This is a genomic window from Chelativorans multitrophicus (assembly GCF_011317445.1).
GTDB lineage: Bacteria > Pseudomonadota > Alphaproteobacteria > Rhizobiales > Rhizobiaceae > Chelativorans > Chelativorans multitrophicus.
This window is the reverse complement of record NZ_JAAAPL010000003.1, coordinates 477,326-489,858: the sequence shown is the minus strand read 5'-3', so window position 1 is coordinate 489,858 and position 12,533 is coordinate 477,326. Positions and strand designations below refer to the sequence as shown.

9 protein-coding genes are annotated in these 12,533 nt (G+C 61.3%); 5 read left to right on the top strand and 4 right to left on the bottom strand.

All coding sequences use genetic code 11. From position 1 onward, the window contains the following. Nucleotides 1–5: 5 nt before the first annotated feature. The 5 genes from sucC (at nucleotide 6) to lpdA (ending at nucleotide 8,066) form a co-directional block, all read left to right on the top strand. Nucleotides 6–1,199 carry an ADP-forming succinate--CoA ligase subunit beta gene (gene sucC / locus GNP00_RS16775; RefSeq protein WP_011582708.1) on the top strand — a complete coding sequence of 398 codons (1,194 nt, stop codon included), beginning with the start codon at nucleotides 6–8 and terminating at the stop codon, nucleotides 1,197–1,199. Nucleotides 1,200–1,243: 44 nt separating this feature from the next. Beyond that, nucleotides 1,244–2,155 (top strand): succinate--CoA ligase subunit alpha, encoded by a 912-nt coding sequence (gene sucD, locus GNP00_RS16770; protein ID WP_011582709.1) that lies wholly within the window; start codon nucleotides 1,244–1,246, stop codon nucleotides 2,153–2,155. A gap of 148 nt (nucleotides 2,156–2,303) precedes the next feature. Beyond that, the gene (locus tag GNP00_RS16765) at nucleotides 2,304–5,288 is read left to right on the top strand and encodes a 2-oxoglutarate dehydrogenase E1 component (protein WP_011582710.1); all 2,985 of its coding nucleotides are present in this window, start codon (nucleotides 2,304–2,306) and stop codon (nucleotides 5,286–5,288) included. Between the two features lie 41 nt (nucleotides 5,289–5,329). Continuing rightward, nucleotides 5,330–6,616: a 2-oxoglutarate dehydrogenase complex dihydrolipoyllysine-residue succinyltransferase gene (gene odhB, locus GNP00_RS16760; protein ID WP_011582711.1), complete on the top strand. Its 1,287-nt coding sequence runs from the start codon at nucleotides 5,330–5,332 to the stop codon at nucleotides 6,614–6,616. Nucleotides 6,617–6,653: 37 nt separating this feature from the next. Next, a complete protein-coding gene (lpdA, locus tag GNP00_RS16755; RefSeq protein WP_166016171.1) occupies nucleotides 6,654–8,066 on the top strand; it encodes a dihydrolipoyl dehydrogenase in 1,413 nt (470 codons plus the stop codon). Nucleotides 8,067–8,132: 66 nt separating this feature from the next. Here lpdA and GNP00_RS16750 read toward each other — a convergent pair whose 3' ends face one another. From GNP00_RS16750 to GNP00_RS16735, 4 genes are all read right to left on the bottom strand, one after another. Then, nucleotides 8,133–8,555: a hypothetical protein gene (locus GNP00_RS16750; protein WP_049764839.1), complete on the bottom strand. Its 423-nt coding sequence runs from the start codon at nucleotides 8,553–8,555 to the stop codon at nucleotides 8,133–8,135. Between the two features lie 78 nt (nucleotides 8,556–8,633). Beyond that, on the bottom strand, nucleotides 8,634–9,674 hold the full coding sequence (locus GNP00_RS16745) for a TraB/GumN family protein (protein WP_011582714.1): 1,041 nt from the start codon (nucleotides 9,672–9,674) through the stop codon (nucleotides 8,634–8,636). 41 nt (nucleotides 9,675–9,715) lie between these two features. Beyond that, a complete protein-coding gene (locus GNP00_RS16740; protein ID WP_011582715.1) occupies nucleotides 9,716–10,657 on the bottom strand; it encodes a tyrosine recombinase XerC in 942 nt (313 codons plus the stop codon). A 60-nt stretch (nucleotides 10,658–10,717) separates the two neighbouring features. Continuing rightward, nucleotides 10,718–12,532 (bottom strand): ABC-F family ATP-binding cassette domain-containing protein, encoded by a 1,815-nt coding sequence (locus tag GNP00_RS16735; RefSeq protein WP_011582716.1) that lies wholly within the window; start codon nucleotides 12,530–12,532, stop codon nucleotides 10,718–10,720. Nucleotide 12,533: the final 1 nt, after the last annotated feature.

The window sequence follows — 12,533 nt, the reverse complement described above, 5'->3', positions numbered from 1 at the left end:
TCTCGATGAACATCCACGAGTATCAGGCCAAGGAGCTTCTCCGCGGCTACGGAGCGCCCGTAGCCCAGGGCGTAGCCATCTTCACCAGCGGGGAGGCGGAAGCAGCGGCGAAGAAGCTGCCCGGACCGCTTTACGTGGTGAAAAGCCAAATCCACGCAGGCGGACGCGGCAAGGGCAAGTTCAAGGAGCTTTCGCCTGACGCCAAGGGTGGTGTGCGGCTCGCCAAATCGATCGAGGAGGTCGTGGCGAACGCCAAGGAGATGCTGGGCAACACGCTCGTCACCAAACAGACCGGCCCCGAGGGCAAGCAGGTAAACCGTCTCTATATCGAGGACGGCGCCGATATTGCCCGGGAGCTTTATCTCTCGATCCTCATCGATCGTACCGTGGGTCGCCCGGCCTTTGTCGTCTCCACCGAAGGCGGGATGGACATTGAGGCCGTTGCCGAGGAAACACCCGAGAAGATTCTGACGCTCGCGATCGCCCCCGAAAGAGGTGTGACGAACGACGACGTAACGAAGCTCAATGCCGCGCTCAAGCTCGACGGCGCGGCGGCAAAGGACGGCGAGACGCTGTTTCCCATCCTCTACAAGGCCTTCACCGAGAAGGACATGAGCCTGCTGGAGGTGAACCCGCTGATCGTCATGCAGAACGGTCGCCTGCGCGTTCTCGATGCCAAGGTCTCCTTCGATAACAATGCGCTCTTCCGTCACGAGGACGTGGTCGAGCTGCGCGATACCTCCGAAGAGGACGAGAAGGAGATCGAGGCCTCCAAATACGACCTCGCATATGTGGCGCTGGACGGCGATATCGGCTGTATGGTGAATGGCGCGGGCCTGGCCATGGCGACCATGGACATCATCAAGCTCTACGGCGCCGAGCCCGCCAACTTTCTCGACGTAGGCGGCGGCGCCTCCAAGGAGAAGGTGACGGCCGCTTTCAAGATCATCACGGCCGACCCGAACGTGAAGGGCATTCTCGTCAACATTTTCGGTGGCATCATGCGCTGCGACGTGATTGCGGAAGGCGTGATTGCCGCTGTGAAGGAAGTGGGCCTGAAAGTACCGCTCGTGGTTCGTCTCGAAGGCACCAATGTCGATCTCGGCAAGAAAATTATCTCGCAAAGCGGCCTGAACGTGATCCCGGCCGACGATCTCGACGATGCTGCCAAGAAAATCGTTGCGGCGGTGAAGAGCTGACGCCCCGGCGAATCGCATCCCCCAAACAGAATTCAGGATAAGACATGTCCATTCTCGTCGATAAGAACACGAAGGTTCTCGTTCAGGGGCTGACGGGGAAGACCGGCACGTTCCACACCGAGCAGGCGCTCGCCTATTACGGCACGAAGATGGTCGGCGGCATTCACCCCAAGAAGGGCGGAGAGACCTGGCGCAGCGGGCTGGACAGCGCGGCGGAGCTGCCAATCTTCGCCAGCGTTGCGGAAGGCAAGGAGAAGACTGGAGCAGACGCTTCGGTCATTTATGTGCCGCCTGCAGGGGCCGCCGCCGCTATCATCGAGGCGATCGAGGCGGAAATCCCCCTCATCGTCTGCATCACCGAAGGCATCCCGGTGATGGACATGGTTCACGTCAAGGCAAAGCTCGACAAGTCGAAATCGCGCCTTATCGGGCCGAATTGCCCCGGCGTTCTGACGCCCGAGGAGTGCAAGATCGGCATTATGCCGGGCAATATATTCAAGAAGGGCTCGGTGGGTGTTGTTTCGCGTTCCGGCACGCTTACCTATGAAGCGGTATTCCAGACCACCAATGAGGGCCTGGGCCAGACCACGGCCGTGGGCATTGGCGGCGACCCCGTGAAAGGCACCGAGTTCATCGACATCCTCGAAATGTTTCTGGCAGATGACGAAACCAAGTCCATCATCATGATCGGTGAGATCGGCGGCTCGGCTGAAGAGGACGCCGCGCAGTTCCTCATGGACGAAGCGCGGCGCGGCCGCAAAAAGCCCATGGCGGGCTTTATCGCCGGCCGCACGGCTCCAAAGGGCCGCACCATGGGTCATGCCGGCGCCGTGATTTCCGGCGGCAAGGGCGGCGCGGAGGACAAGATTGAGGCGATGGAGCGGGCGGGCATCAAGGTATCGCCCTCTCCGGCGCGCCTTGGCCAGACATTGTCAGAGGCAATTAAGGATTGGTGAATAGTGAATGGTGAATAGCAGGCGCAAATGAGAGTTGAGAAATTTCATCGTCGGCGTGAGCCGGCTCGTGAGGTTTCCCTTTTTCGCCAATCACCGCTCACTGTTCACCCTGAAGAAGGAGACCGGGCAGGAATCCGGTTAAGAAAAGATGGCACGGCAAAACCAGGCCAATGAGGATTTTTCCATTACTTCGTTCCTCTATGGTGGCAATGCCGCCTATATCGAGGATCTCTATGCATCCTATGAGAGCGATCCTAGCTCCGTCAGCGATGACTGGCGCACCTTCTTCAGCCAGCTCAAGGACAATGCAGCCGATGTGAAGAAAAGTGCCAGGGGCGCTTCCTGGAAGCAGAAGGGCTGGCCGCTAACCGCCAATGGCGAGCTGGTCTCGGCGCTCGACGGCGACTGGGGCGCCCTTGAAGGAAACATCGACCTAAAGCTGAAGAAGAAAGCAGCCGAAGGCGGCATATCTCTCTCCGAGGCGGAATTGCAGCGCGCCACACGCGATTCGGTGCGCGCCATCATGATGATCCGCGCCTACCGCATGCGGGGCCACCTGCACGCTGATCTCGATCCGCTCGGCCTCGCCAAGCCGATGGAGGACTATAATGAGCTCTCGCCGGAAGCCTATGGCTTTACGGAAGCGGATTTCGATCGGCCGATCTTCATCGACAATGTGCTGGGGCTCGAGACCGCCACCATCCGAGAGATGCTGGCGATCCTGAGGCGCACATATTGCTCCACGCTCGGCGTGGAGTTCATGCACATTTCCAATCCCGAGGAAAAAGCCTGGATCCAGGAGCGTATCGAGGGACCGGACAAGGGCGTGGCCTTTACGGCCAACGGCAAGAAGGCGATCCTGCAGAAGCTGATCGAGTCGGAAGGCTTCGAGCAGTTCTTGGACGTCAAGTACAAGGGCACCAAGCGCTTCGGCCTCGACGGAAGTGAATCGCTTATCCCCGCGCTCGAACAGATCATCAAGCGCGGTGGCCAGCTGGGCCTCAAGGAAATCGTTCTTGGCATGGCCCATCGTGGGCGCCTCAACGTGCTTTCCCAGGTCATGGGCAAGCCGCACCGCGCGATCTTTCACGAGTTCAAGGGCGGCTCCTTCACCCCGGATGAGGTGGAAGGTTCCGGAGACGTGAAATATCACCTCGGCGCATCATCCGACCGAGAGTTCGACGGCAACAAGGTGCATCTGTCGCTCACGGCCAATCCGTCACACTTGGAGATCGTTAATCCGGTGGTAATGGGCAAGGCCCGCGCCAAGCAGGATCAGCTCTTCGGCCGCACGCGCGAGGAGATCATCCCGCTTGCCGAGCGCTCACGTGTGATGCCGCTGCTTATCCATGGCGACGCTGCTTTCGCCGGCCAGGGTGTCGTGGCGGAATGCCTAGGCCTTTCCGGCTTGCGTGGCCATCGCGTCGCCGGAACGGTGCATGTCATCATCAATAACCAGATCGGCTTCACGACGAATCCCCGCTTCTCTCGCTCCTCGCCTTATCCTTCCGATGTGGCGAAGATGATCGAGGCGCCGATTTTCCACGTGAACGGCGACGACCCGGAAGCGGTGGTCTATGCGGCCAAGGTCGCGACCGAATTCCGTATGGCTTTCCAAAAGCCGGTTGTCATCGACATGTTCTGCTACCGCCGCTTCGGCCACAATGAGGGCGACGAACCGGCATTTACCCAGCCGATCATGTACCGGACCATTCGGTCGCATCCGACCACCGTGGAGGTCTATTCCAGGAAGCTGATCGACGAAGGCCTGGTCACCAAGGACGACATCGATCAGATGAGGGCCGAGTGGCGGGCAACGCTGGAAGCAGAGTTCGATGCGGGCCAATCCTACAAGCCGAACAAGGCCGACTGGCTGGATGGTGCCTGGTCGGGCCTGAAGAAGGCCGACGACGGGGACGAGCAGCGCCGCGGCAAGACCGCCGTTCCGGTGAAGACGCTCAAGGAAATCGGTAAGAAGCTGACGGAAGTTCCCGCCGATTTCGAGGTCCACCGCACAGTCCGGCGTTTCCTCGAAAATCGCAAGCAGATGATCGAGACCGGCGAGGGCATCGACTGGGCAACGGCTGAAGCGCTCGCTTTCGGGTCGATCCTCATCGAAGGCAATCCTGTCCGCCTCTCCGGCCAGGATTCAGAACGCGGTACTTTCTCGCAGCGCCACTCGGTGCTCTACGATCAGCGCGACGAGAACCGTTACATCCCGCTCAACCATCTTGGCCCGCAGCAAGCCTACTACGACGTCATCAATTCGATGCTTTCGGAAGAGGCGGTGCTCGGTTTTGAATACGGCTATTCACTTGCGGAGCCGCGGGCTCTGACCCTTTGGGAAGCCCAGTTCGGCGATTTCGCCAACGGCGCCCAAGTCGTATTCGACCAGTTCATCTCGTCGGGAGAGCGCAAGTGGCTGCGCATGTCTGGTCTCGTCTGCCTTCTGCCGCACGGATATGAAGGCCAGGGGCCGGAGCATTCCTCGGCGCGTCTTGAGCGCTTCCTGCAGCTGTGCGCTGAAGACAATATGCAGGTGGCGAACTGCACCACCCCCGCCAACTATTTCCACATTCTGCGCCGGCAGCTTAAGCGTGACTTCCGCAAGCCGCTCATCCTGATGACGCCGAAATCGCTTCTGCGCCATAAGCGTGCGGTTTCGACACTCGCGGAAATGTCGGGTGAAAGCACATTCCACCGGCTGCTGTGGGATGATGCGCAGTCACTGCAGAACCAACCGATCAAGCTCGTAAAAGACTCGAAGATCCGCCGCGTCGTGATGTGCTCGGGCAAGGTCTATTACGACCTTTACGAGGAGCGCGAGAAGCGTGGCATCAACGACGTCTATTTGCTGCGCGTCGAGCAGCTTTATCCGTTCCCGGCCAAGGCGCTGATCACCGAGTTGTCTCGTTTCCGTAACGCGGAGATGGTCTGGTGCCAGGAAGAGCCCAAGAATATGGGCGCCTGGTCGTTCATCGACCCGTATCTGGAATGGGTGCTGCAGCACATCGAAGCCAAGAACAAGCGCGTGCGCTATGCGGGACGGCCGGCATCCGCCTCGCCCGCCACCGGGCTGATGTCCAAGCATCTGGAACAGCTTGGGCAGCTCCTTGAAGACGCGTTGGGCTGATCGCAACGACCTGAGAACCAACGGAAAAACACGGAAAAACAATGGCTACCGAAATTCGCGTTCCTACCCTGGGCGAATCCGTTACCGAGGCCACCATCGGCCGCTGGTTTAAGAAGGTCGGCGACGCGATCGCCGCCGACGAGCCGGTGGTTGAACTCGAAACCGACAAGGTGACTGTGGAAGTGCCGGCGCCCTCCGCGGGCACGCTGCAGGAAATTGCCGTAAAGGAAGGCGACACCGTTGAGGTCGGCGCCCTCCTGGGCTCCATCGGGGAGGGTGCTGCGGCAGCTCCAGCCAAGGCTGCTCCCGCCGCTCGGGAAAAGAAGGAAGCGGTGGCCCAGGCGGCTGGCGCTTCAGGCGCGGGCAGCACCGGCGAGGCCATCGAAAAGACGGCGAATGTGGGCGGCGAGCCGCCGATCGAGGAGCGCAAGCGGCCCCCCGCACCTTCCGCCGCTAAGCTTTTGGCCGAGAACAGGCTTTCGACTGACGAAGTGGCCGGCTCCGGAAAGGACGGCCAAGTGCTGAAGGGCGACGTGCTCGCCGCCATCGAGCGTGGTGGGCGTGGCGCGCCCAGCCAGCCGGCTGAACTTCCGAAAGTTGCCCGCGCGCCTTCAGCGCCGGAAGATGAGGTGCGTGAAGAGCGCGTGAAGATGACGCGCCTTCGTCAAACGATTGCACGCCGCCTCAAGGACGCGCAGAGCAACGCCGCCATGCTGACCACCTTCAACGAGGTGGACATGACGGCAGTCATGGACCTGCGCAAGAAGTACAAGGACCTGTTCGAGAAGAAGCATGGCGTTAAGCTTGGCTTCATGGGCTTCTTCACCAAGGCGGTCTGTCATGCGCTGAAGGAAATCCCGGCTGTTAACGCCGAGATCGACGGTACCGACATCATCTACAAAAATTTCTGCCATATCGGCGTGGCCGTCGGCACGGAACGTGGGCTCGTGGTTCCGGTGGTGCGCGACGCCGACCGCATGACCATCGCTGAAATCGAGAAGGAAATCGGCCGTCTCGGCGCGGAAGCCCGTGACGGCAAGCTCGCGCTGGCCGATATGCAGGGCGGCACGTTCACCATTTCCAATGGCGGCGTCTACGGCTCGCTTATGTCGACGCCGATCCTAAATGCGCCGCAGTCGGGCATCTTAGGTATGCACAAGATCCAGGAGCGCCCGATGGTCGTGGGCGGCCAGATCGTTGTCCGCCCGATGATGTATCTGGCGCTCTCCTACGATCACCGCATCGTCGACGGCAAGGAGGCCGTCACCTTCCTCGTCCGCGTCAAGGATGTGCTCGAGGATCCCGAGCGCCTGGTGCTTGACCTCTAAGCCTGCCCCATTTCACCAAGACAAGTGAGGGACTTCCATGCCCGACACCTATGATGTGGTCGTGATCGGAACCGGTCCGGGTGGCTATGTTTGCGCCATCAAGGCCGCCCAGCTTGGCCTGAAAACGGCAGTCGTGGAAAAGCGGACTAACCACGGCGGCACCTGCGTCAATGTGGGCTGTATCCCTTCAAAGGCGCTGCTGCACGCCACCGAGATGTTCGCTGAGGCGGGACATTCATTCGCCGATCTTGGCATCGACGTCGGCACGCCGAAACTCGACCTGAAAAAAATGCTGGCCCACAAGGAAAAGACGGTCGATCAGAACGTCAAGGGTCTCGATTTTCTTTTTAAGAAGAACAAAATCGACGTTTTCCGTGGTGCCGGGCGGATTGCCGCCGCTGGCAAGGTTGTCGTCACGGGCGAGGATGGCAAGGAGCAGACGGTCGAGACGAAAAACATCGTTATCGCCACGGGTTCGGATGTCGCCGGCATCCCCGGCGTAGACGTCGATTTCGATGAGAGAGTGATCGTCTCTTCCACCGGCGCCTTGGAACTTCCCGCCGTACCCGCGCGAATGGTCGTGGTCGGCGGTGGCGTGATCGGGCTGGAGCTCGGCTCAGTCTGGTCGCGGCTGGGCGCCAAGGTGACAGTCATAGAATACCTCGACACCATCCTCGGCGGCATGGACGGCGAGGTCGCGAAGCAATTCCAGCGCATGCTTGCCAAACAGGGCTTCGAGTTCAAGCTCGGCGCCAAGGTGACCGGCATAGCCAAGACTGAGGGCGGCGCCTCCGTGACCTTTGAGCCGGCCAAGGGCGGCGAGGCCGAAACCATTGATGCGGATGTCGTGCTGGTCGCCACCGGCCGCAAGCCCTACATCGACGGCCTCGGCCTCAAGGAGGCAGGCGTTGAGGTAGACGAGCGCGGCCGCGTCAAGACCGATGGACACCTGCGCACCAATGTGCCCGGCATCTACGCCATCGGCGACGTAATCACTGGTCCCATGCTCGCCCACAAGGCGGAGGACGAGGGTGTTGCCGTAGCCGAGATCATCGCGGGCCAAGCGGGCCACGTGAATTATGATGTCATCCCGTCCGTCGTCTACACGAGTCCCGAAGTCGCCTCGGTCGGCAAGACCGAGGAGGAGCTTAAGAAGGCCGGGATCGAATACAATGCCGGCAAGTTTCCTTTCAGCGCCAACGGCCGTGCCCGCTCGATGCTGCACACGGACGGTTTCGTGAAGGTGCTTGCCGATAAGAAGACAGACCGCGTGCTGGGCGTCCACATCCTTGGCTTCGGCGCCGGAGAAATGATCCACGAAGCAGCGGTGTTGATGGAATTTGGCGGCTCCTCCGAGGATCTCGCGCGCACCTGCCATGCGCACCCGACCATGTCGGAAGCAGTGAAGGAAGCGGCTCTCGCCACGTTCTACAAGCCGATCCACTCCTGACCGGCATTTCAATCGAAAGAATGGCCGCGGCTGTCCGCGGCCATTCCTGATAATCCAAGTCCTTGCCTATTCCGCGGGCGCACTCGGAGCTGAAGGCGCGGTTGTGCCGCCCTCTGGGGCCGCAGGAGCGCTTTCGGTCGTGCCGGTAGTGCCGCCGGTATCTGGAGTGCTGGGGGCAGTGGTTTCAGGTGCGCTTCCGGTCGTGCCGCCGGGCGCCGGGGTAACCGTTGTGTTGTTGTCGCCACCCTCGGGTACGACGATGGTGTCCTGATCACCAGGAACCACATCCGCATCGCCGCCTCCGAAGAAGGAGGATCGACCGAAGGCTAGGAGCAAAATCACAAGAATGGCGGCCAGAACCGCCGCTACGATGAAAGTGCTCCCGCTTCCAGAGCGCACGACGGTCTGGTTGGCCGTGGGCGGTGCGCTGGCCGGGCTTACACGCGGATCGTTTTCCGGCGCGTTCGTTGGTCGGTCATAATTAGCCATCGGAACCAATCTCCGTTTTCCTTTAGGCATTTAACGCCGTATGGCCACAGAGGGTTCCGCTTCCCGCCGCAACGTTTGCTAATCGACGGGCTGTAGCCGGTATCCGGCTTGCCGCAACAAGGTCACAAGCCCTGTTTCGCCCGGCAGATGCATGGCACCAACCGCGATGAACGCACTGCCGCTTTCGAGCAGCGGTTCAGCGCGTTCTGCCATCACATAATTGCGCATCTCCACCATTCGCTTCTCGAAGGCCGCATAATCTGCTTCCTCCTGTCCCTCGATCCGGAGAAGTTGACCAAGCGCCGGCCGAAACATCCCGGTTTCTCCTGCCAGATAGAGCGAGACCATGGTCTCGATCAGGTCATCCATTCGGTCACCCAGGGCGAGCGTACCCACGAGCCCTTGAATGTGCAGCTCCACGGGCAGCGAAGCCATGGCGGCGAGTTGTTCCGAAACCGTTTCGAGCCCGGCCACCTCCTTGCCTTCGGCCTTCGCCTCCTGCGCAATTTTGGCGTCGAGCACAGGCAGTCCCTGCCGCTGCCGCTGAAGCTCGCATTCAGGCAGCGAGACCAGGGATATGAGGATCCAGGGTTTCATCTTGAGGACGCTTCCCAGGGGCATACCGCGCTCTTTCAGCGCCTTTTCGACACTCTCGCGCTCCTCCTGCGTCAGATGATCCGCAAGATTCTCCTTCCCGGAAAACATCATCAGCTCCGGCTTTTCGGCCATTGCGGCCATCATTGCATTCCTGTCCAGGATGTCCTTGGTCTCGATCACCACCGTCTTAGCCTCGGCGAAAGCGCCTTTCGCCGCGGCAGGCAGCTCAGTCACCCGCGGATCGGTCAGATGCATTGTGCCGAACAGGTAGGATGGAGCAATTCCGTCCTTCTCGACGCGCCAGAGAAGCCCCTTGCCGTTGGGAATTGCCGCGGCCTCGTCCTTGATTTTGCGCAGCAGCGCCGGGTCTTTTTCGGCAAGCTGCCCCACCAGGTCCGTGCCCGTGCAGGCAATCTCTTCTGCGCGTGCATGTTCCGCCGGCGCGAACGCCAGTAGGAATCCGCTCAGGCAGGCAGGCAGAAGCCACCAGAGGCGGCGGAAACGGACAAGATGCTTTTTCATGCGCTCACCCGATAACGCGGGAAAGAGGCGAAATTGGCCGCTCAGGGGCGCGGATGCGCATTTTCGTAGATTTCGAGCAACCGAGAGGTGTCGACGGCTGTATAGACTTGCGTCGTCGAGAGACTTGCGTGACCCAATAGCTCCTGGATCGCGCGCAAATCACCACCACGGCCCAAAAGATGCGTTGCAAAGGAGTGACGCAGCGCGTGGGGTGTTGCCGTATCCGGCAGGTTGAGCGCGGACCGCATCTTCTGCATCTCACGCTGGATAATAGCGGGCTGCAATGCGCCGCCGCGTGCTCCGCGGAAAAGCGGCGCCTCGGCTTCCAAATGGTACGGACAAAGGCGCTGGTATTCGGCGACGGCTTCTCCCACAACCGGCAGGACCGGCACGACCCGCGTCTTGCTGCCCTTGCCGGTCACCCTCAGCGAGCCGCTGCGGAGCGCCGCGATATCCACTCCTTTAAGGCCCAGGGCCTCGCCAATGCGCAGGCCCGAGCCATAAAGCAGCGCAAAAACGGCGGCGTTGCGGGCCGCGATCCAAGGCTCTTCCGCAAGCTGGCCCTCACCGGAGGTGACACGCTTTGCGTCCGCGGCGGTCAATGGTTTCGGCAGTCCCTTGGGCGCGCGGGGGGCCCTTAGCGCTCCGGCGCCGGCAGCATTGGCGAGCCCCCGCTTTTCAAGAAAGCGGAGAAAGGAGCGAACCCCGGCAAGACCTCGGCCCAGCGTGCGCGCGCCTGCGCCATCAATCCTGCGCGCGGCGAGAAAGGCTCGCAGATCCGCTGGACGCAGCGCAGCGATATCGCAAAGGCCCGGAGCGCCGCCGCCATGACGCGTCAGGAATTGCAGGAACTGCCTCGTATCGCGCTCATAGGCATCAAGCGTCAGCGGGGCCAGCCGTCTCTCCTCCTTCAGAGAAGAAAGCCATTCTGCGCGCGCCTTCAGCAGTTCAGGTTTTGCGGTAACGAGAAACTCTTCGCTCATCGAGCCATACTATCGATGGTGCCGGTTATCATCGCGTGAAGAAAGCTTCATCGCTATCCTTCACCGGCCCTCGATTTCCTCCCGCAGCATTTCGAGCTCCAGCCACTCCTCCTCCAGCCGCGCGCGCTCGGAACGCTTTTCATCGAGTTCTTTCGAGAGCCGGGAGAAGGCGGCGGCATCGCGCGAGTAAAGCAGTGGATCAGCCAGTTTTTCCTCCAGCCGCGCCACATCTTCTCCAAGCGCTTCGATTGCCCCGGGCAAGGTCTCGAGCGCGAATTTTTGTTTGTAGGAGAGCTTTTTCGCACCCTGCTGCTGCGGCCCGGACCGGGATTCCGGCTTTTGCGAGGGGTTCTGAGCGGCGCGCATTTTGCGGCGCTCGAGTTCCTCCCCTTTCCGCTGGGCCATCATATCCGAATAGCCGCCCGCATATTCGATCCAGCGGCCCTCGCCCACCGGCGCGATGGTGCTCGTCACCGTGCGGTCCAGAAAATCGCGGTCGTGGCTGACAAGCAAAACAGTACCTGGAAAACTTTCCACCAGTTCCTGCAGAAGGTCGAGCGTTTCCATATCGAGATCGTTTGTAGGCTCGTCCAGCACGAGAAGATTGGCAGGGCGCGAGAGGAGGCGCGCCAGCACGAGCCGCGCCCGCTCCCCACCCGACAGTTCACGGACCGGGGTGCGCGCCTGTTCCGGCTTGAACAGGAAATCCTTCATATAGGAGACGACATGCCGCTCCTGGCCATTGACGACGACGGTCTCTCCTCGACCGTCGGTAAGGAAGTGGGCTAACGTCTCGTTGGGGTCGAGCGCAGCGCGGTTCTGGTCCAACGTGGCAATATCCAGATTGGCGCCGAGCCGGACGGTTCCTTCATCCGGCTCCAGCGTGCCGGTAAGCAGCTTGAGCAGAGTGGTCTTGCCGGCCCCGTTGGGACCGACCAGGCCCACGCGGTCGCCACGCAGAATGCGGGTTGAAAAATCCTTCACAACTGCGAGGTCACCGAAGCTTTTCGTCACGCCCTTGGCTTCGATCACCAGCTTCCCGGAAAGGGCGGCATCACTCGCCTTGATAGTGGCGAGGCCTTCTGCGCCGCGGTAACCACGGTGGCGTGCCCTTAATTCCTGAAGCCCGGAGAGACGGCGCACATTTCGCTTGCGCCTGGCGGTCACACCGTAGCGCAGCCAGTGCTCCTCCCGGGCAATCTGCCGCCCGAGCTTTTCCTGCTCCCTCTCCTCCTCCTCCAGCAGCTTGTCACGCCAGTCCTCGAAGAAGGCAAAGCCCTTTTCGAGACGGCGCGTGCTCCCGCGATCGAGCCAAACCGTGGCGCGGCTAACGGTCTCCAGGAAGCGCCGGTCGTGAGAGATGATCACGGCGGCCGATGAAGAGCGCTGCAACTCGTCCTCCAGCCATTCAATGGTGGCGAGGTCGAGATGGTTGGTAGGTTCGTCGAGAAGCAGGAGGTCGGGCTCTGGCGCGAGCACACGGGCGAGCGCGGCGCGCCGGGCCTCGCCTCCCGAAAGGGAAGCGGGAGCCTCCTCGCCGGTAAGGCCCAATTTATCGAGGACGAGCGCGACGCGGTTTACATCGTCGGCCGGCCCCAAACCAGCCTCCACATAGGCGCGCACAGTCGCGAAACCCTGCCAGTCGGGCGCTTGCGGCAGGTAGCGCATGGTGGAAGTCGGCTGCCGGAACACCTCTCCGTCCTGCGGCTCCACAAAGCCGGCGGCGATTTTGAGGAGTGTCGACTTGCCCGAACCGTTGCGCCCGACAAGCGCAATACGCTCCCCCGGACCGACCATAAGGGATGCCCCATCGAGCAGCGGAGCACCGCCGAAGGTAAGCCGAATCCCGTCGAGCTTCAAAAGCGGCGGTGCCATA